The 18,814-nt window shown below is 70.0% G+C and carries 22 protein-coding genes; 8 read left to right on the top strand and 14 right to left on the bottom strand.

Annotated features, from left to right (window positions below; genetic code table 11):
- Window positions 1–21: 21 nt before the first annotated feature.
- Both J4H92_RS03425 and J4H92_RS03420 read right to left on the bottom strand, forming a co-directional pair.
- A complete protein-coding gene (locus tag J4H92_RS03425) occupies window positions 22–159 on the bottom strand; it encodes a hypothetical protein (protein ID WP_208096003.1) in 138 nt (45 codons plus the stop codon).
- Window positions 156–1,196, bottom strand: coding sequence for a hypothetical protein (locus J4H92_RS03420; RefSeq protein WP_208096000.1), 1,041 nt, complete (start codon window positions 1,194–1,196; stop codon window positions 156–158). Before J4H92_RS03420 ends, J4H92_RS03425 begins: the two co-directional genes overlap by 4 nt.
- A gap of 59 nt (window positions 1,197–1,255) precedes the next feature.
- Between J4H92_RS03420 and J4H92_RS03415 the strand changes: the two genes are divergently transcribed.
- The 4 genes from J4H92_RS03415 to J4H92_RS03400 all read left to right on the top strand — a co-directional run bounded on the left by J4H92_RS03415 (window position 1,256) and on the right by J4H92_RS03400 (window position 4,703).
- A complete protein-coding gene (locus J4H92_RS03415) occupies window positions 1,256–1,876 on the top strand; it encodes a hypothetical protein (protein WP_341782981.1) in 621 nt (206 codons plus the stop codon).
- Window positions 1,877–2,023: 147 nt separating this feature from the next.
- Window positions 2,024–2,662 carry a copper resistance CopC family protein gene (locus J4H92_RS03410; RefSeq protein WP_208095997.1) on the top strand — a complete coding sequence of 213 codons (639 nt, stop codon included), beginning with the start codon at window positions 2,024–2,026 and terminating at the stop codon, window positions 2,660–2,662.
- Window positions 2,663–2,800: 138 nt separating this feature from the next.
- Window positions 2,801–3,445 carry a copper chaperone PCu(A)C gene (locus J4H92_RS03405; protein ID WP_208095994.1) on the top strand — a complete coding sequence of 215 codons (645 nt, stop codon included), beginning with the start codon at window positions 2,801–2,803 and terminating at the stop codon, window positions 3,443–3,445.
- Window positions 3,432–4,703: a Dyp-type peroxidase gene (locus tag J4H92_RS03400; RefSeq protein ID WP_208095991.1), complete on the top strand. Its 1,272-nt coding sequence runs from the start codon at window positions 3,432–3,434 to the stop codon at window positions 4,701–4,703. Before J4H92_RS03405 ends, J4H92_RS03400 begins: the two co-directional genes overlap by 14 nt.
- 76 nt (window positions 4,704–4,779) lie before the next feature.
- Here J4H92_RS03400 and J4H92_RS03395 read toward each other — a convergent pair whose 3' ends face one another.
- The 5 genes from J4H92_RS03395 to infC form a co-directional block, all read right to left on the bottom strand.
- A complete protein-coding gene (locus J4H92_RS03395; protein WP_208095988.1) occupies window positions 4,780–8,067 on the bottom strand; it encodes a M14 family metallopeptidase in 3,288 nt (1,095 codons plus the stop codon).
- Window positions 8,068–8,287: 220 nt separating this feature from the next.
- Window positions 8,288–9,103, bottom strand: coding sequence for a TrmH family RNA methyltransferase (locus J4H92_RS03390; RefSeq protein ID WP_208095985.1), 816 nt, complete (start codon window positions 9,101–9,103; stop codon window positions 8,288–8,290).
- Window positions 9,104–9,216: 113 nt separating this feature from the next.
- A complete protein-coding gene (rplT, locus tag J4H92_RS03385) occupies window positions 9,217–9,603 on the bottom strand; it encodes a 50S ribosomal protein L20 (RefSeq protein WP_208095982.1) in 387 nt (128 codons plus the stop codon).
- Window positions 9,604–9,639: 36 nt separating this feature from the next.
- Window positions 9,640–9,834 carry a 50S ribosomal protein L35 gene (gene rpmI, locus J4H92_RS03380; RefSeq protein ID WP_208095979.1) on the bottom strand — a complete coding sequence of 65 codons (195 nt, stop codon included), beginning with the start codon at window positions 9,832–9,834 and terminating at the stop codon, window positions 9,640–9,642.
- A gap of 74 nt (window positions 9,835–9,908) precedes the next feature.
- Window positions 9,909–10,466 (bottom strand): translation initiation factor IF-3, encoded by a 558-nt coding sequence (gene infC / locus J4H92_RS03375; protein WP_424960859.1) that lies wholly within the window; start codon window positions 10,464–10,466, stop codon window positions 9,909–9,911.
- Window positions 10,467–10,816: 350 nt separating this feature from the next.
- Here infC and J4H92_RS03370 point away from each other — a divergent pair, with 350 nt between their 5' ends.
- The 3 genes from J4H92_RS03370 to J4H92_RS03360 all read left to right on the top strand — a co-directional run bounded on the left by J4H92_RS03370 (window position 10,817) and on the right by J4H92_RS03360 (window position 12,342).
- Window positions 10,817–11,182: a DUF1844 domain-containing protein gene (locus J4H92_RS03370; protein WP_208095977.1), complete on the top strand. Its 366-nt coding sequence runs from the start codon at window positions 10,817–10,819 to the stop codon at window positions 11,180–11,182.
- A 118-nt stretch (window positions 11,183–11,300) separates the two neighbouring features.
- Window positions 11,301–12,023, top strand: coding sequence for an AzlC family ABC transporter permease (locus J4H92_RS03365; RefSeq protein ID WP_341782980.1), 723 nt, complete (start codon window positions 11,301–11,303; stop codon window positions 12,021–12,023).
- The gene (locus J4H92_RS03360) at window positions 12,016–12,342 is read left to right on the top strand and encodes a branched-chain amino acid transporter permease (RefSeq protein ID WP_208095974.1); all 327 of its coding nucleotides are present in this window, start codon (window positions 12,016–12,018) and stop codon (window positions 12,340–12,342) included. The genes J4H92_RS03365 and J4H92_RS03360 overlap by 8 nt, the downstream gene beginning before the upstream one ends.
- Window positions 12,343–12,379: 37 nt before the next feature.
- On the opposite strand, the gene J4H92_RS03355 is transcribed toward J4H92_RS03360, so the two are convergent.
- The 6 genes from J4H92_RS03355 to J4H92_RS03330 form a co-directional block, all read right to left on the bottom strand.
- On the bottom strand, window positions 12,380–13,234 hold the full coding sequence (locus J4H92_RS03355) for an SseB family protein (protein WP_208095970.1): 855 nt from the start codon (window positions 13,232–13,234) through the stop codon (window positions 12,380–12,382).
- Window positions 13,235–13,244: 10 nt separating this feature from the next.
- Window positions 13,245–13,991 carry a bifunctional 1-(5-phosphoribosyl)-5-((5-phosphoribosylamino)methylideneamino)imidazole-4-carboxamide isomerase/phosphoribosylanthranilate isomerase PriA gene (gene priA, locus J4H92_RS03350; RefSeq protein ID WP_208095968.1) on the bottom strand — a complete coding sequence of 249 codons (747 nt, stop codon included), beginning with the start codon at window positions 13,989–13,991 and terminating at the stop codon, window positions 13,245–13,247.
- 14 nt (window positions 13,992–14,005) lie between these two features.
- Window positions 14,006–14,692 (bottom strand): imidazole glycerol phosphate synthase subunit HisH, encoded by a 687-nt coding sequence (gene hisH, locus J4H92_RS03345; protein WP_208095965.1) that lies wholly within the window; start codon window positions 14,690–14,692, stop codon window positions 14,006–14,008.
- Window positions 14,689–15,294 (bottom strand): imidazoleglycerol-phosphate dehydratase HisB, encoded by a 606-nt coding sequence (gene hisB, locus J4H92_RS03340; protein ID WP_208095962.1) that lies wholly within the window; start codon window positions 15,292–15,294, stop codon window positions 14,689–14,691. Before hisB ends, hisH begins: the two co-directional genes overlap by 4 nt.
- Before the next feature lie 147 nt (window positions 15,295–15,441).
- Window positions 15,442–16,542, bottom strand: coding sequence for a histidinol-phosphate transaminase (locus J4H92_RS03335; protein WP_208095960.1), 1,101 nt, complete (start codon window positions 16,540–16,542; stop codon window positions 15,442–15,444).
- A 67-nt stretch (window positions 16,543–16,609) separates the two neighbouring features.
- Window positions 16,610–17,026 (bottom strand): hypothetical protein, encoded by a 417-nt coding sequence (locus tag J4H92_RS03330; protein ID WP_208095958.1) that lies wholly within the window; start codon window positions 17,024–17,026, stop codon window positions 16,610–16,612.
- A 257-nt stretch (window positions 17,027–17,283) separates the two neighbouring features.
- Here J4H92_RS03330 and lexA point away from each other — a divergent pair, with 257 nt between their 5' ends.
- Entirely contained in the window at window positions 17,284–17,949 is a 666-nt protein-coding gene (gene lexA / locus J4H92_RS03325; protein WP_208095955.1) for a transcriptional repressor LexA, read from the top strand.
- 70 nt (window positions 17,950–18,019) lie between these two features.
- Here lexA and J4H92_RS03320 read toward each other — a convergent pair whose 3' ends face one another.
- Window positions 18,020–18,811: a glycerophosphodiester phosphodiesterase family protein gene (locus J4H92_RS03320; protein WP_208095952.1), complete on the bottom strand. Its 792-nt coding sequence runs from the start codon at window positions 18,809–18,811 to the stop codon at window positions 18,020–18,022.
- Window positions 18,812–18,814: the final 3 nt, after the last annotated feature.

The raw sequence follows: 18,814 nt of genomic DNA, 5'->3' as shown, positions 1-18,814 counted from the left end.
GGAGGAGCTGGCGCGCGCGGCTCAGTCCCCTTCGCCGCGGGATCGCTGCGCCGCGTCCCGCTCCGCGAGTTCCGCGCGGAGCGCCTCGACCTCGTCGGAGAGCGAGACGACCTGGCTGTAGAGGTCGGAGATCAGATTCAGGATCGCCTGGGAGTTCACAGCGCCGTCACCTTCAGCTGCCCGCGGGAGACGCCGAGCCGGTAGCGCTTGCCGCCGTCGCGCAGGATCACGCCGCGGTTCGCGTCGGAGACCTCGAGATCCCCCTCGAGTTCGAGCACGCCGTCGGAAGCCGGCTTGAGGACGACGGGGGCTCCGCCTCGACCGTCCCGCCAGCTGAGGCGTCCGTCGCCGCGCACGGTGAACCGCGACTTCTCCTCACCGCGCACGCTCACCTCGAGCGCGGGGGTCTCCGGGCCGCGGACCTTGAACCGGACGAGACTCTGATCCGTCGGAGCCGTGCCCTCGACGAGCAGCGGCTTCTGCTCGGCCTTGATGTGGATGTGGCGCTCGGGGTTGGTCGTTCCGAAGCCCACCGCGCCGGTGAGGCGCCGCACGAACATCACCGGACGGTCGATCGGATCGCCCTCGTCGTTTCGCGAGATGAGCCGGACGTCGTTCTTCTCGTCGAGCCTGATGGTGAAGCGGCGCTGCGACTTCTCCGCTGTCGGCCGATTGGCGAACTCCAGATCCCGGTTGGTGCCGCCCGACCCGGCGACGCGCAGGACGCCGAAGCCGACCGTGAAGTCGGCCGAGGAGGTCTTGATGTTCGTGTGGTCGGTGCCGTAGGGGATCGCGAGCCGCGTCTTCATGTCGCCCTCGGAGTTCGCGACCTCGACGGACCAGTGGCGGTGCGGCGCCTCCTCGATGTCGGTCGCCTTGTCGTGGGCGCCGATCCACGCCTTCATCGAGGGGTTCTCGGGATCGGTGTAGTCCCACCAGCCGATGAACGCCTTGGCGTCGGGTTCGCGCCACCGCAGTTCCATCACGTCGCCGGAGCGGTTGTTCGGCAGACTGGAGCGGTTGTACGACTCGAGGATGATTCGTGTCGAACGCGAGGCGAAACCCTCGAAGTCCCGCCGCGGCGGGCTCTTCAGATAGAGATCCCCGGTCAGCGTGCCTCCCGTCGTCGGAAGGTGCTGAACGGTCTCCGCCGCGTCCGCCTCGGTGTTGCTGGTGTCGCGCGCTTGATCGGTCACCGTTCCAGCATAGTACGCGGGACTGCGAAGCCGGCCGGGCGACCGGATACACTGGGGGCGTGACCCGGGAAGACGACCGCATGCCGCGCGCCGCGCGCACGGCGCGCGGCGCTGCGGGCGCACTCTTCGCCACGCTGATCGCGGCCGTCTCGCACGGCGCTGCCGGCGGGTCGATCACCCCGCTCGCGGTCCTCGCCACCGGCGCGCTCGCGCTGCCGCTCTGCGTCGCGCTCGCGGGGCGTCTCGGATCCCTGTGGCGCACCGCGCTGGCGGTGGGCGCCAGCCAGTTCCTCTACCACTGGTCGTTCGCCGGCCTCGGCCTCTCCTCGGGGAACGGGCCGGGCGTCTCGGGCGGCGCGCACGCCGGTCATCTCCCCGTCGGCCTTGCCTCGGCCTCGCCCTTCGCCGCGGATCTCGCCGCGGCCGGCGCCTCGGACGGATGGATGTGGGCCGCCCACGGCCTCGCCGCGCTGCTCACCGCGCTGCTGCTGCACCGCGGCGAGCGCGCAGCGGTCGGCCTCGCGCGACTGATCCGGGACGCTGCCCCGCTGCCGCGGCTGCTGCTGGCGGTCTCCGTCGACCCCGCGCCCGCTCCACGCGCCGCCGTCGGGCAGACGCCGCTCCGATCGCACCTCTGCTCGGTCTCCGCGATCACCCATCGCGGTCCACCCCTGTCCTGACACGAGAGTCCTCGGACTTTCGAGCCCGAAAGGCGCTGCCCCCGGTCAGAGGCCGCCAGGCCACTGACCCCCGGAGACACCGCCCGCGCGAACCGATTCGCCCGGGTCGCGCTGCACACCCGTTCCACCCGTCAGGAGTTTTCCCGCATGTCCGCTTCCACACACACCGCCGAGGGATCGAGTCGCGCGCTTCGCGGCGCCCGACTCGCCACCGCCGCGCTCGGCCTCGCCATCGGCGCCGCGCTGCTCGGCATCGTCGCAGCGCCCGCCGCGCACGCGCACGATGTACTGACCGACACCGAGTTCGAGACGAACGCGAGCACCGGCGCGGTCGAGGCGATCCGACTCACGTTCAACAATGAGGTGCTGCCCTCGGGCAGCGAGATCGTCGTGACCGCTCCCGACGGAGAAGACGCCGGCGACGGCGCGCCGGAGGCGGAGGGCCGCGAGGTGGTCCAGCGCCTCGCCCCGGATCTCGAGCCGGGACGCTACGGCGTGGCCTGGAGGGTCGTGTCGAGCGACGGGCATCCCATCGAGGGCGCCTTCTCGTTCGACGTCGACCCTGGGAGCACGGAACCGCCGGAGGCTCTGCCCTTCTCGGCTTCGGAACCGGATGCGCCGGACGAGCGGGCGACGGCGGAGCAGCAGCCCGAGTCCGTCGGCGACGCCTCCGCCGAGACGGCCGTGTGGCTGTCGATCGCGGTCGCGGCGGCCCTGCTGATCCCGGTCGCAGCGGTCGCCGTGGTCCTCCTGCGCAAGCGCCGCCGTTCGGCGAACTCCGAGTAGGCGGCGGGTCTCCCGGGGCGATCCCGCTCCCGCACCACCGAATCACCGCGCGCAGAGCGCCGCTCTGCCGCACGCGGCCGACGCGAACGCGTCGGCCGCGCACCGACACGCATACGACTCTTCGAAGGAAACCCCATCATGATCATCTCTGCCCACTCGCGCCCGAACACCCGGCGGCGCACGCTCGCCCTCGCCTCGGCCGCGGTCCTCGCGCTGAGCGCTCCTCTGCTCCTCTCCGCGTGCTCGTCCCCCGCCGCGGCACCGTCGGGCGGTGCCGCGAACGAGTCCCCGGCCTCCCCGGCGCCGGCCTCCGACCATCCCCTCGGCATCGAGGGCGCGTGGGTCAAGGCGACGTCCGCGGATCTCGAACCCGGCACCGGCATGAGCGGCGCATTCGGCACCCTGGTGAACACGGGCTCGGAGGATGTCGAGATCACCGGAGCGAGCAGCACGGCAGCGGGCACCGTCGAGTTGCACGAGGTCGTCGACGGGACGATGCGCGAGATCGACGGCGGATTCGTGGTGCCCGCCGGCGGCACCCTCGAACTCGCGCCGGGCGGCCTGCACATCATGCTGATGGAGATCGCCGAGCCGATCCTCACCGGCGACACCGTCCGAATCGACTTGCAGCTCGCGGACGGGAGCACCGTCGGGTTCGAGGCCCTGGTGAAGGACACCGCCGGCGCGAACGAGGAGTACGAGGGCTCGGAGGAGGATCACGGTTCGCACGAGCATGCGGACGGCGAGGACCACGACCACGAGGACGGACATGCCGACCACTGAGTCGGTTCCGCCCGAACCCGGCTCCGCACCCGATCGCGGACTCGGGCGCCGCGCCCTCCTCACGGGGGGCGCGGCGGGCCTCGGCCTCGGCGCCGCACTGGGGCTCGGCGGAGCCCTCCTCGGCGGGAGGGCGCTGCAGTCCGGCGGCGGCTCCGAGACCGACGGCGGCGAAGCGGGGTTCGGCGGGGAGGAGCTGGGCTGCCACGGCGCCCATCAGGCGGGCATCGTCACCGCCCCGGGCGCTCACATTCGCTTCCTGGCATATCGCCTGCTGGAGGACACCGACGCGGATGCGCTCGCGCGCATGTTCAACATCCTGACCGGCGATATCGAGGCGCTCACCGCGGGAGAGGGGCCGCTGGCGGATCCCGAGCCCGAACTCGCCGCACGGCCCGCCCGGCTCTCCATCACCGTGGGAGTGGGCGCCGGTCTCGTCGAGCGGGTCAGCAGCGCGCGACGACCGGAATGGCTCGGACCGCTCCCCGCGTTCACTCGGGACCGGCTGGGCAACGGATACGACGACGGCGACCTGCTGCTCATGGTTCAGGCGGACGATCTGCTGCCGGTCGCTCACGCGGCGCGCATGCTGGAGCGGGACCTCGTCAGTTTCGCCGAGCCGCTCTGGAGCCAGCAGGGCTTCCGGCAGGCGCGCGGCGCCGAGGCGAGCGGCACGACCATGCGCAATCTCATGGGGCAGGTCGACGGCACGGAGAATCCCTCCCCGGAGGACGACGACCTCGCTTCGCTGATCTGGCTGGACGGCTCGGCCGCTGGCGAGGGCTGGCTCGCGGGCGGCAGCGCCCTCGTGCTGCGCCGCATCCGCATGGAGCTCGATACCTGGGACCAGGTGGATCGCCCCGGCAGGGAGCAGACGATCGGACGCCGGCTCAGCGACGGGTCCCCGCTCAGCGCCCCCGCCGCCTCCGCCGACGAGCGCACGCCCAGCGATTTCGAGGCGACGAACGAGTACGGGCTTCCGCTGATCCCGAGCGCCTCCCACATCCGGCGGGCGCACTCCGAGGACCCGGGCGAGCGGATCTTCCGCCGGGCCGTCAACTACGAGCAGGACGGCGAGTCGGGGTTGCTCTTCGCCTGCTATCAGCGCGATCCGCTCAGCCAGTTCGTGCCGATCCAGGGCCGCCTCGACGAGCTGGATCTGCTGAACGAGTGGATCACCCACACCGGTTCCGCCGTCTTCGCGATCCTCCCCGGCTTCCGCGAGGGCGAGACCCTGGGCGCGAGTCTGTTCGCGCGCTGAGCAAGCGGGAGGGGCAGTCGCGGTCGTTCTGCACGATGAGAACGACCACGACTGCCCCCCGGTTACCGGGCGATGATCAGCCCACCCGCAGCTTCACCCCCTTCGAGACCGCGCGCTCCTGGAGGGAGTTGCTCAGGAGCTCGACCTGAACCGTGCGCGTGCCCTTCTTCAGCTTCGGCAGGGTCACCGTGATCTTGCCCTTCTTCGCGGAGGAGAGCGTCACGGTCCTGACCGACTTGCCGCTGACCTTGACCCGCACCTTGCCGGTGGCGGAGACCTGCGACGCACCGGGCAGCTTCGCCGTGACGGTGACCTTGCCGCGCTGCTTCGTCGAGATCTTCGACTTCGCCAGCTTGATGCTCACGGCCGGCTTGGCCTTCAGCACCTTCAGCGACCGGGTGGCCTCAGCCGCCTTCACGGTGTCGGAGCCCTGATACTTCACGGTCAGGGCGTACGTGCCCGGCTTCTGCGCGGCGGGGAGCGGGACCGAGGCCTTGCCCTCCGACAGCGTCGGCGTGCCGACGACCTTTCCGCCGAACCGCACCTCCACCTGGCCCGCGACGGGCTCACCCGCGCTGCTGACCGAGACGGCGACCGCGTTCGGCTGGCCGTACCGCGTCGTGGACTTCGTCGGCGTCACCGCGATACGCGTCGGCGGGATGACCTTCTCCCCCTCCGGTGCGGCCCAGAACAGGCCGCGCGCAGCCTGGCTCAGGCCGCCCTTCGGGTGGGTCCGGAAGAACACCGACGTGCCGAAGACCAGCGCTTTGGCGCCCGAGGCCGCCTCGCCGGAGATCACCGAGGCGTTACCCGCAGCGACCTCGGGACCGTTGGTCGCGTTGGTGGAGCGCCAGTGACCGGCGAGGAGCGGATTCCCCGCGCCGTAGCTCTGCTCCGCCTTGGTTCCCTCGCCGAGATTGGTGAACGAGACCGCGGGATACACGAACGACGTGTCCTGCTTGTAGGGCTCGAGCACCGACCCCTCCGGCGTGTCGACCGCGACGATGCCGTTGCCGGAGCCGTTGCCGGCGACGGCGGTCGCAGAGAGCAGGCCGAACGCGTTGGCCGCGGTGTACGCCGACGCCGTGCGACCGACGATGGAGCCGCCCTCGTCGAGCCAGCTCTGCACCGCCGCCCGCCCGGTCGCCTGCGCTCCCGAGAAGGTGAAGGCGGCGCCCACCCAGATCACATCGACGTCGTCGAGGACCGCGGGGTTGCTGTTCACGCCGGCGGCGGTGATCTGCACCAGATCGTCGAAGCCGAGTTCCGTGAGCGAGAGCCGATCGTCCTGGTTGCCCACGTAGGCGACCTTGAGATCCGACAGGCCCTTGGCGCTCGGCTTGCTCAGCGCCGCGAGATCCTCGGATCCCGCCTGCTCCACGGCGATGTCGAACTCGGCAGCCACCGCGGCGACCGCCTGGGCATCCGAGTCGGCGACCACCACGGATCCGTCCTCGATCATCGTGACCGCGACGCCCTGATCGAGCAGCTCGTTCACCGCCTGGTAGTCGGCGACGCCGGCGAGCTCGAAGGTCGAGTAGCCGCCGGTCGACGGTGCCGAGTGGTTCGGGTTCACCGCGTCGATCCGGGTGGCGGAGCCGATCGCGGGATCCGTCACCAGCCCGACCTTGTCGACGTCGGCGCCCCAGATGTAGCCGAGGCTCCACGCCGAGATGTCGTACATCGACGGCAGCTTCTGCGAGATGTCCTCGCCCAGATCGAGCAGGGCGTTGGCGAGACCGCGCAGCGGCTGGTGCATGTCGACCACATAGGAGCCCTTGGGATAGGTCGTGCCCCCCACGGTCGTATCCGCGTCGAGCGTTCCGACCTCGAGGCCGACGTCGATCAGTCGCTGCACGAGTCGATTGGCATCGCTCGCCGAGCGCTGGTCGTCGCCCACGGGAATGACGTAGGCGCGCGGAAGAGTGATCGCCTCCTGGTCGTCGGTGCTGTCCCACTCGGCCTTCCACTGATCCGGGCCCGGCACATCTGCGATGTTGCCGGTGGTCAGCGCGACCTTCGGCTCGCCCTCCACGCCGCGGCGGAAGGTCTCGATCTGGTTCAGCAGCAGGTCCTTGGCGACTGCCGGCCTGTTGAGGTAGTCCACGATCGCGACCATCGTCTCGTAGGAGACCTCGGTGTTGATCTTGGCGCGATCGGCGCTGATCAGCACGCCTCCGCTGCCGGTGTTGCCGGCGTTGCGGTTGCGGCTCCACGGGATCTCCACCGTCGCGGTGATCGCGCCGTAGAAGGCCGCGTACTGCGCCGTGAAGATCGGCGGGAAGTCGTCCCAGCCGGATGGGGTGTCGCGGTACGGGATCTTGATGTAGTCCGTCGGCGTGTTGACGATCGAACCGGTTCCCGTGGCCTTCGGAGCGCTCAGATAGGTGTTGCCCGGGATCTGCTTGCCCGTGACGTGCTTCTCGACCGCCAGGGCGAGGGCGTAGTTGTGCGGAATGTACAAATCGTACTCGTAGTTCGAACCGTGGGGCGGACCCGTCGGCTCCATCTGCAGCACGCTCGTATACCCGTGGAAGTCGGCGTTGTAGATCGCCTGGACGGCGTCGGCGGTCTGCACGAAGGACGCCGTCTCCGGTGTCGTCAGGGTGATCATGTCGCGGTTCGGGTCGAGCCCCAGCGCCGTCGCCCGGGTCGCGTTGGTGCGACCGTCCGGGTTCAGCGACGGCGAGAAGTAGATCCGGTTGTTGCGCAGGATGGATCCGACCTCGCTCATGGGCGCGGTGGCGAGGTACTCGATGTACTGCAGCGCGGCGTCGGTGCCCTCCCACTCGTTGCCGTGGATGTTGTTGCTGATCCAGATCGGGGTCTTGTAGCCGGAGAGCAGTGCCGCATCGCTCTTGGCCGCGACCGGGTTGTTCCGGATCTTGTCGCGCCAGGCGGTCTGCTGAGCCGTGAACGTCTCCGTCTCCGGGGCGGTCACCGTGACGAGGTAGAGATCGCGCCCCTGCGTCGACTGCCCGATCACCTGGGTGGACACGCGGTTGCTGCGCTCCATCAGATCGGTCAGGGCCGGCGCGATATCGGGGTGGCTGACCAGCTCGGGGACGTTCGTGTTGAAGTCCGCCTCGCCGTTCGGGCCCGTCGGATTGTCCCGATAGAAGTTCAGCCGAGGCTGATGCGGGTACGACGTCGGCAGGCTGAGCTTGTCGCTCTCACCCTCCTCGGCCGCCGCGAGCGAGGGCGCTCCCCCGCTCTGAATCTTGGCCGTGTACGGCGCGGACGGCCGATTCTCTGTGCCCGGTCCGCGACCTTCGTCGGCCAGGGCCGCCGGGCCGATCGCGGTCAGAGTCAGCGCGGCGATCGCCACCCCGCTGAGCCCCGCGAATAGTCTTCGTCGACTCATATTTTCCTCTTCACTCTCCACTGAGTTGTCCGATTCGGACAATTGCAGAGTAATCTCGCTTCCGGAGCCGAGTCAAGCCGAGTTCACTACGCGATATGTTGCGGAAACAATATGTTCCGAAATCTTCACCATACTCTGTATGTATCAGATGCAGAGCTCGGCTGGATCGGAACCGCCTCCGATGACCGGGCCCGTCCCGCGCGTTTCCGCGGGATACGGGTCATTCCCGGCGCGTGAGGCGCTGGGCGAAGGCGGTCGTGTAGAGGCACACCGCGGCCGCCGCGGCGAGATTCAACGATTCGGCCTCGCCGTAGATGGGCAGCCGGAGCGAGCGGTCGGCGAGCGCGCGCTCCGCGACGCTCAGACCCCGCGCCTCGTTGCCGAACACCCAGGCGATCGGGTCCCGGAGCGCCTCCGACCTCGGGTGGAGGTCCTCCCCGTGCACGTCGGCCGCGATCACGGAGAGGCCGCCGGCCCGTGCGGCCGCGACCGCCTCGCCGAGCGTCGGCGTCACCGCGATGGGCAGATGGAAGAGCGAGCCGGTCGTCGCGCGCACCACCTTGGGGTGCCAGGGGTCGACGCTGTCACCCGCGAACACCACCGCCCCGGCCCCGGCGGCGTCGGCCGCGCGCAGCACCGCCCCGGCGTTCCCCGGATCCCGCACCTCGTGGAGGATCGCGACCAGACCGACGCCGCGGACCGCATCCTCGACCGGCTCGTCCTCGACCCGCGCCACCGCCAGGACGCCCTGAGGCTGGACGGTCTCCGCCATGGCGGCGAGCACCGCATCGGTCACCCGCTCGATCGGCACGCCCTCCTCGGAGGCCAGACGATCCAGCTCGTACTGCCAGGCCTCGGTGCCCATCGTCGCGTAGACGGTCTCCGCCCGACCGGACCGGTGCTGCAGCAGCTCCCGCACGGCCTGCGGCCCCTCCACCAGGAAACGACCGCTCTGCTGCCGCTCCTTCTTCCGGGCGAGCGCGGCCACGCGCCGCACCCGAGGACTCCTGGGATTCTCGAGGATCTCGCCGGTCATCGTCTCAGCCTAGGGCACGCGGACCGCGCCGAGGCGAGCCCCGCGGGCGCAGACGCGAGCCCCCCGCCGCGGAACGCGCGGCGGGGGGCTCGTGGTGATGGTCGGGGCGCCGATCAGGCGGCGTCCTTCGCAGCGTTGACGTCTTCGGGAAGCGCCTGCTTCGCGACCTCGACGAGGGCGGCGAACGCGGCCGGCTCGTTGGTGGCCAGCTCCGAGAGGATCCGTCGATCGACCTCGACGCCCGCCAGGCCGAGGCCCTGGATGAAGCGATTGTAGGTGAGGCCGTTGGCACGGGCTCCGGCGTTGATGCGCTGGATCCACAGCCGTCGGAAATCGCCCTTGCGCTTGCGGCGGTCGTTGAACGAGTAGACGAGCGAGTGGGTGACCTGCTCCTTCGCCTTGCGGTACAGACGCGAACGCTGTCCGCGGTATCCCTCGGCGCGCTCGAGGACGACGCGACGCTTCTTGTGGGCGTTGACGGCCCGCTTGACTCTAGCCATTTCAGTTCTTCCTTACCGGGTCTTCGTCTTCTGCGCTTAACGGACGAGCAGCCGCTTGGCCTGCTTCGTGTCTGCCGCCGAGAGCACCTGATCGGCGTTCAGGCGGCGCTTCCGCTTGGAGGCCTTCACCTCGAGGTTGTGGCGCATTCCGGCCTGCTGCTTCACCAGCTTGCCGGTTCCGGTCACCTTGAAGCGCTTCTTGGCGCCCGAATGGGTCTTCTGCTTGGGCATCATTCTCTCCTTGCTGTGCGGCGCACCGCGCGATCACATGTGTCACGGCCGTGCGGCCGCTGGTCTCCGTCGGCCTACTGCTCGTCGGCCGCGTCGGCTTTCTCGGCCTTGCGGCTGGCCTTCTCCTCGGCGCGCCGAGCGTTCTGCTCCGCCTTCGCCTCGCTCTTGTTCTTCAGCGGGGCGACCACCATCACCATGTTGCGCCCATCGATCCGCGGGTTGCTCTCGACAGTGCCGAACTCGACGATGTCCTCGGAGAACTTCTGGAGCAGGCGCACCCCCAGTTCGGGACGAGACTGCTCGCGACCCCGGAACTGGATCATGGCCTTCACCTTGTCGCCCTGGGAGAGGAACCCGATGGCGCGCTTGGTCTTGGTCTCGTAGTCGTGCGTGTCGATCTTCAGGCGGAACCGCACCTCTTTGAGGACGGTGTTCGCCTGATTGCGGCGAGCTTCCTTTGCCTTCTGGTCAGCCTCGTACTTGAACTTGCCGAAATCCATGATCTTCGCGACGGGCGGGTCGGAGTTCGGGGCGACCTCGACCAGATCGAGGTCGGCATCGGCCGCGAGACGCAACGCCTTGTCGATCGGCACCACCCCGACCTGTTCGCCGCCGGGGCCCACAAGTCGCACCTTGGGGGCGCGGATTCTGTCATTCGTACGGGGATCGCTGATCGCCTGCTCCTCACATCTCGCTGCATCGGCTCGACCCTTGCGGGTCACACGCTGGGCGGAGATAGGAGGAACGCGCACGCACGGTCCCACACCCTTTTCCTGCTGCCGGTCAACGCTCGCCCGGAGCCTCAGCTCCGATCCTGCCCTGACCGACGGGGTGTCAACAACCCGGTAGCCTGTGTATCGGCGACGGGTGGGAGTATCTCCACTTACGGGTTCGCGGCGGAATGCAGCGAACCTCATAGAGATTAGCAGAGCAGCGGCGAAGAGTAAAGCCTCCGTCTCCGGGGTCGGGTAGACTGAACGACGTGCAAGAGAATCCGCGGGCGATCGCCGAGAACGAGGAGCCGGCCGCTCAGGCCGCCAGGGACATCGCCGAGGTCCCGGCGGTGGAGGTCATCACCGCCGCAGCGGTGAACCTGCTCAGCGCGGCGGCCGTGAAGTGCGGTCTCGCCGACGACCCCGAAACGCAGACCGATCTCGATGAGGCCCGCAAGCTGATCAACGCCCTCGCCGGGCTGATCTCAGCCGGAGCGCCCGAGATCAGCGACTCGCATGCCCGCCCGCTCCGCGACGGCCTCCGCTCGGTGCAGCTGGCGTTCCGCGAGGCATCGGCGATCCCCGACCCCCCGGGGAAGGGGCCGGGCGAGAAGTACACCGGATCGGTGGTCTGATGCTCGGCGGGGTCGGCACCGACCCGCGGCCGGGACCGACCGCGGCACATACGGCGCGCAACGCGATGCGTTGCCCTGAGCGCCTGGGTGCGGGCGAGAAGTGCACCGGATCGGCGGTGTGATCGGGAGCATCCGTGCCGGCGTCGCCGACTCGCTGGGCGTCGGCCTCGGCATCTTCCCGCTCGGGATCGCCCTCGGCGTGCTCGTGATCCAGGCGGGACTGCCCTGGTGGCTGGCGCCGGCCCTGTCGATCGGCGTGTTCGCCGGCTCGGTCGAACTGCTGCTGGTGAGCATGATCGCGGCGTCGACCCCCCTCGTCACCATCGCGGTGACGGTGTTCGCGATCAATTTCCGCCACGTCTTCTACCCGCTGTCGTTCCCCATCCAGGCCGTGAGACCCGGCCTCGGACGCGCCTACTCCGTCTACGCGATGATCGACGAGGCCTACGCCACCTACGTGCTCCTGCCGCCGGAGAAGCTCTCCTCGGCGCGCATGCTGACCGGCCAGTTCCTCATGCAGGCCTACTGGGTCGCGGGAGGGATCGTCGGCGTGATCCTCGCCTCCGTCCTGCCCGAGCCGATCGAGGGCTTCGAGTTCGCCCTGGTGGCGCTCTTCATCGTGATGACGCTCGACGCGGCGCGCTCGAAGCGCGAGGTCCCCTCGGTCGTCCTGGCCGGGCTCTCGGTCGCCATCGCCATGATCGCGTTCCCGGGCGCCGAGGTGCTCGCCGCCCTGCTCGTCTTCACGCTGCTGCTCGTCGGACGCTACCTCTGGAAGCGGGATCCGGACGCCGCTCCGGATGGCGACCGGATGCGACGGGGTGATCCCGGGCATGCCTGAGCTCTGGTACATGATCGCGGCCGTCGCCGTCGCCGGGATCATCACGATCCTGCTGCGCGCGCTGCCGTTCGCGCTGCTGAAGCCGCTGCGCTCCTCGCGCTTCGTGAAGGCGCTCGGCCGCTGGATGCCGGCCGGGCTGCTGCTGATCCTCGCGGTGGTGATGCTCTCCGGCGAGTTCGCCGCCCGCCCGGGCCGGGCCTGGATCGTCGTTGCGGCGGCGGCCGTCACGGTGCTGGTGCACCTCTTCGCGGGGCGCCGCGCACTGCTGAGCATCTTCGCCGGCACGGGCGTCTACGTGCTGCTCCTCAACCTCTTCTGATGCTCTCGGATCCGTGCCCCAGCACCGGAGGCGCGCCCTAGCGGACGACCACGCGCAGCGAGTCGACCCGCTCCGCGATGACGTCGGCGGCGGCCCATCGCCGCTGAGCCTCTTCGAGCAGTCGTGCGAGGTCGTCGCGTTCGAGACCCGGCCGCAGGCGGAGGATCACCTCGGTCTCGGGAGCGAGGAGTCGCGCCTGAGGGTCGCCCGGGGCGAGGTCGAGCGCGAGGACCGCGGGTTCGGCGCTCAGCGCTGACCGGAACGCCGCGCGCACCTCCGGATCGGCCCAGGGCGGGAGGGGGCGTCCGCCCAGCGCCAGCTCCCGGAGCTGAGTGCGCCGCACCCCGAACTCGTGATCCGGGGAACCGGGATCGACGATGATCAGGTCGGTTCCCTCCTGCGCCGCCGCGACCGCGGCCTGCGGCGCCGGAACCGGAATGGGGCGGGCCTCGGGGTTCCAGGCGCGCATCGTCTCGACCGAGCTGAACACCGGCATCACCCGTCGGCCGTCCGGCGCGGAGACCGTGACGATCGAGAGCTCCTGCGTCTTCTCGACCGTGCGTCCATCGGGTGCCGTCTCGAAGTCGCCCGCCTCGGCGAGCAGCGGGATCAGCAGTCGGACGCGCGCGAGCGTTTCGATGGCGCATGCGTGCGCCTCGGCGAGCCCCGCAACGCCTCCGTCCTCCGCCGCGCGGCGGACGTCGAGAACGGCCGTCCACCAGGATTCCGAGGGACGGCCGTCATCGTCGGAGAACGCCGCACCGTGATGCTCGAAGGTGCGTCCGGCCCAGGGGAAGCCGGCGGAGTCGGTTTCCCCTCCGGGAACGAGGCTCTCGGGCACACCGGTCGCGCGGGGCGCGTCTCCGGTCGCGGGCAGGCGCTTGATAGCCACGGGACCCCGGCTACGCACCCGCCACGTCGAGGGCTGCGGGGAGGGTGAACGCTCCCGCGTAGAGCGCCTTGCCGACGATCGCCCCCTCCACGCCGTGCGGCACGAGCTCCCGCAGCGCCGCGATGTCGTCCAGGCTCGATACGCCTCCCGAGGCCACGACGGGACGGTCGGTGCGCGCGCACACCTGCTTCAGCAGTTCGGTGTTGGGCCCGCGCAGCGTCCCGTCCTTCGTCACGTCGGTGACCACGTACCTGGGGCAGCCAGCCGTCTCCAACCGGTCGAGCACCTCCCAGAGGTTGCCGCCCTCCTGGGTCCATCCGCGGGCCGCCAGCGTCTCGCCGCGCACGTCGAGCCCGACCGCGATCTGCTCGCCGTACCGGGCGATCACGGCTCGCGTCCACTCGGGGTTCTCGAGGGCGGCGGTGCCGAGGTTCACGCGCTTCGCGCCGAGCTCGAGCGCGGCTTCGAGGCTGGCATCGTCGCGGATGCCCCCCGAGAGCTCGATCTTCACGCGCTTCGACTGCTTGACCACCTTGCGCAGCACGCCGGCGTTGCTGCCGCGGCCGAAGGCGGCATCGAGGTCGACCAGGTGGATCCATTCCGCGCCCTGCTCGATCCAGTCGAGCGCCGCGTCGACGGGGCTTCCGTAGTTGGTCTCGGTACCGGCTTCGCCCTGCGTGAGCCGCACGGCTTTGCCGTCCGCGACATCGACGGCGGGCAGGAGCTCGAGCTTCGGTCCGGTGCTCAGGGTGGTCATCGTGGTCACTCTCTCTACAGGCTTTCGATCCAGTTGCGCAGAAGCCGGATGCCGGCCTCGCCCGACTTCTCCGGGTGGAATTGCGTGGCGGACAGGGGGCCGTTCTCGACCGCGGCGATGAAGCGCTCGCCGTGCTCGGCCCAGGTCACCTTCGGCTGGGATGCGGGGGTGCGCCCGGTCAGGGTCCACTCGGTCGCCGCGTAGCTGTGCACGAAGTAGAAGCGCTCGTGCTCGACGCCGGCGAAGAGGCGCGATCCCGGCGCCGCCTCGACCGTGTTCCAGCCCATGTGCGGCAACCGCTCGGCCTCGAGCTGGCGGACGGTGCCCGGCCACTGCCCCAGGCCGGCAGCCTCGATCCCGCGCTCGATCCCGCGCTCGAACATCACCTGCTCCCCCACGCAGATGCCGAGCACCGGGAGTCCCCCGGCGAGTCGACGGTCGATCAGCTCGTCCCCCCGGATCTCCGTGAGCCCCGTGACGACGGCATCGAACGCGCCGACGCCGGGAACCACCAGGCCGTCGGCCGCCATGACGAGCTCGGGATCGCGACTGAGCGTCACCCCGGCCCCGGACCGCTCGAGCGCCTTGACCGCCGAGTGCACGTTCCCCGAGCCGTAATCGAGGACGACGACCTGTTTGGCGTCGGCCGAGAGACCATCGGCACCGTCGAGGAGGGCGGCGACCCGTCCGTCCCGGCTCACAGGGCGCCCTTGGTGCTGGGCACGCCTCGGACCTGCGGATCCAGCGCCTTCGCCTGGCGGAACGCGCGCGCGAACGCTTTGAACTCGGCCTCGGCGATGTGGTGCGGATCGCGGCCCTCGAGAAGCCGCAGGTGCACGGTGAGCCTCGCGTTGAGCACGAGCGCCTCGAAGAAGTGGCGCACCATGCTGCCGGTGAAGTGCCCTCCGATGAGATGGTATTCGAAGCCGGCGGGCTCGCCGCCGTGCACGAGGTAGGGACGTCCGGAGATGTCGACGACGGCCTGGGCGAGCGCCTCGTCGAGGGGCACGAGCGCATCGCCGTAGCGGCCGATGCCGTGTTTGTTTCCGAGGGCGTCGAGCAGCGCCCGGCCGAGAAGGATGCCGGTGTCCTCCACCGTGTGGTGGATGTCGATGTGGGTGTCGCCGCGGGCGCTGATCCTCAGGTCCGTGAGCGAGTGCCGCGCGAATGCGGTGAGCATGTGGTCGAAGAAGGGCACTCCGGTCTCGATGTCGGCCTCGCCGGTGCCGTCGAGGTCGACGCTCAGGCTGATCTGCGACTCGCTCGTGCTGCGCTCGAGCGTCGCGGTGCGGGATTCACTCATGCCCTCCAGCCTATCCCGCTCGCGCCCGGCCCCTCGCACCGATCCAGCGCGCCAGACGGCGCGGTTGCGGATCCGCGGGTGCTGAGTTGTGCAGGGTGTGCAGCGCGCGCACCCTGCACAACTCAGCACCGTACGGAGCCGGACCGCTCACGCGCGGGCGCCTCCGGGGCCGAGGGCGCGAACGGCCTCGAGAAGGGTGCCGGTCTCGGCCTCCGTGCCCGCGGTGATACGCAGGTGGCCGGGGATGCCGAGATCGCGGATGAGGATGCCGTGCGCCCGCAGCGCTTCGAAGGTGGCGGTCGGGCTCTCGAATCCGCCGACGAGCAGGAAGTTGGCGCCCGAGGGGTGCACCTCGTAGCCGAGTTCGCGCAGCCCCGCGGAGAGCCGGTCGCGCTGGGCGCGGATGTCGGTGACCGTGGCGAGCATCTCGTCGGCGTGCCTGATGGCGGCGATGGCGGCCGCCTGCGTCAGCGCGGAGAGGTGATACGGGAGGCGGACGAGGCGGAGCGCGTCGATCACGGCCGGGTCGGCCGCGAGGTAGCCGAGTCGCACACCGGCGAAGGCGAAGGCCTTGCTCATCGTGCGCGAGACGAGCAGACGGGGGCGTCCGGGCAGCAGCGACGCGGCGCTGGCGCGGCTGCCGTCGAACTCGAAGTAGGCCTCGTCGACCACGAGGATGCCCTCGAAGGCGTCGTAGGCCGCGAGGATCGTCTCGGTGTCGAGCACGGTTCCCGTCGGATTGTTCGGACCGCAGAGGATGGCGATGTCGGGACGGTGCTCTCGCAGCGCGTCGGCGACGTGCGCGGGAGTGAGCGTGTAGTCGTCGAGTCGCGGAATCGGCACCCACCGCGTGTCGGTGCCGTCCGCGAGCAGCGGATACATCGAATAGGTGGGGGTGAAGCTCAGCAGGCTCCGACCCGGGCCGCCGAAGGCCTGCAGAACCTGCTGGAGCACCTCGTTCGAACCGTTGGCAGCCCAGAGCCGATCGGCATCGAGCCCGTCGTCGAGGCCGCGTCCGAGATATCCCGCGAGGGCTTCGCGCAGCTCCCGGAAGTCGCGATCCGGATAACGGTTGACCCCGCGCACGGCCTCGGCGAGCGAGGCCACGATATCGGCCACCACGTCCTCGGGAAGCGGATGCGTGTTCTCGTTGACGTTGAGACTGATCGGTACCGGATCCTGAGGTGCGCCGTACGGACGCTTGCCCACCAGGTTGGCGCGCAGGGGGAGGTCGCTGAGCTGGGTCACTGCATCAGTCTACGGCGTGCCTGCGATCCCTACGTCCCTCAGCGCGCGGAGCGCTGAGGGACACGCCTCAGCTCCGCGTCTCCGAGAGGTCGGCCTCGTGCGCGCTCACCACGCCCGGAGCGTCGCTGTAACGGAGCGGGACCGCCAGCGCCTCGCCCGCCTGAACCTCGGACCCCTGAAGCTGATTCAGCCTCACGATCTCGGCGATCACATCACGGGGGTCCGAGGCGCTGTCGAGTTCGGTGGCGACGGTCCACAGGGAGGCACCGGGCTGAACCACGATGTAGCCGTAGCTCGCGCCCTCCCGAGGTTCGGCCTCGTTCGAGGCGAACGCCCGGGTGCTGCCGAGCGTGACCGCAATCGCGACCGCCGAGGCCGCCAGGAGAACGACCAGCAGGGCGATGACCACCCGGCCCCGTCGCGTCAAGCGGAGCCGGCCCGGACGAGTATCCGCCAGTTCTGCGCTGGTTCGCGATGCGTTCATGGTTGCACCCTCCCTCTCGAATCCCGTCGGCACTCGCCGTCGTATCGAACACTTGTATCGAATCTATCTTCGATTTTATCAAAAATCAAGCACGAGTTCGAAGATTCATCCCGAATATTTTTCGAACAACACTCGAACATATGTTTGCCCCTCTCCGCTTCAAGCAGTTACGATCTGCTCATCGGGACCACTGAAACACCCACCACCGACATTCACGTGTCGCGGCGGGTTCCGACCAAGAGCAAGGAGTGCAGGACATGGCCGCATCGCATACCCGGTCGACGCCGAAGAAGCCCACCGAGAAGCAGCAGGCCATCCTCGAGTTCATCTCGCGCTCGGTGGAGACCAGGGGCTACCCGCCGTCGATGCGCGAGATCGGCGACGCGGTCGGCCTCTCCTCGCTCTCGAGCGTGACGCATCAGCTGAGCAGGCTCGAGCTCGCCGGCTATCTGCGTCGGGATCCGAACCGCCCTCGCGCTCTGGAGGTGCTCGTCGAGCTCGCGGACACCGAGCGCGCGGTCGCCGATGCGCCGCAGATCCAGGCCGAGGCGACCGCCTACGTGCCCCTGGTCGGACAGATCGCCGCCGGCGTGCCCATCACCGCTGACCAGCAGGTCGAGGAGCTGGTTCCGCTCCCGCGCACACTGGTGGGCGACGGGCAGCTCTTCATGCTGAAGGTGGTCGGCGACTCGATGGTCGACGCCGCGATCTGCGACGGCGACTTCGTCGTCGTCCGGCAGCAGCGCGACGCCGAGAACGGTGACATCGTCGCCGCGATGCTCGACGGCGAGGCGACGGTCAAGGTGTTCCGGCGCCGGGACGGGCACACCTGGCTGCTGCCCCGCAACAGCGCCTTCGAGCCGATCCTCGGCGACCACGCCGAGGTGCTCGGCAAGGTCGTGGCGGTGTTCCGCTCGGTGTAAAGGGCAGCCGGACACGGGTCGACGCGGTGCGCATGCGCTCGGCGCCCCGGGCGACCGGGCGTCGATCTGCTCAGCCCTTCTCGGCCTCCTGCAGGGTCGCGAGCGCCGCATCCGCGCGATCCGTCACGATGCCGTCGACGCCCATGCCGACCAGCTCGGCCATGCGCTCCGGGTCGTTCACCGTCCACACGTGCACCTCGACGCCCGCCCGATGCGCCGCGTCGACGAGTCGCGGTGCAAGCACGCGGATGCGCCCCTGCCGCTCGGGGATCTGCAGAGCGTCGACGCCGGCGAACGCGTTCGCCTGCAGGATCCGCGAGCGCGACGCGACCGCCAGCAGGATGCGGACGAGCGCTCCCCGACCGGGCGAGGTCGCCGGACGGGAGGCTCCTGGAACGGCCGCCGCTGCGCGGAGCGCACGGCGCCGCACCCGGTCGGAGAAGCCGGCGACGAGGACCCGGTCGGCGTGCGGCGCGATGATCCGGCCCCCCGGATCCGCGGCCGCGAGCGACTTGACGTCGATGTTGAACCTCGATCCGGGGAAGGCCTCGAGCGCGTCCTGCAGGGTGAGCAGCCCGCCGCGCCCGGACATCAGCGAGACGAGTTCGCGGTGCTCGACCGCCGAGACCGGCCTGGGATCGCCGACGACCCGGCGGAGATCCGCGTCGTGGAACAGCACCACGACCCCGTCGCGCGTGAGGCGGCAGTCGGACTCGAGATACACGGCTCCGGCGTTCCGTGCCGCGGCGAACGAGGCGCGGGTGTTCTCCGTGATCCCCCGCGCTGCGGCGTCCTCGGTGACGAGCCCGCGATGCGCGAGCACGCGCGGTCGAGGCGCGGCGCTCAAGTAGGGGTGCGGCATGCC

This window comes from Leucobacter weissii (assembly GCF_017565745.1).
In the GTDB taxonomy this organism is placed as follows: Bacteria; Actinomycetota; Actinomycetes; order Actinomycetales; family Microbacteriaceae; genus Leucobacter; species Leucobacter weissii.
This window is presented reverse-complemented; position numbering and strand designations above follow the sequence as displayed.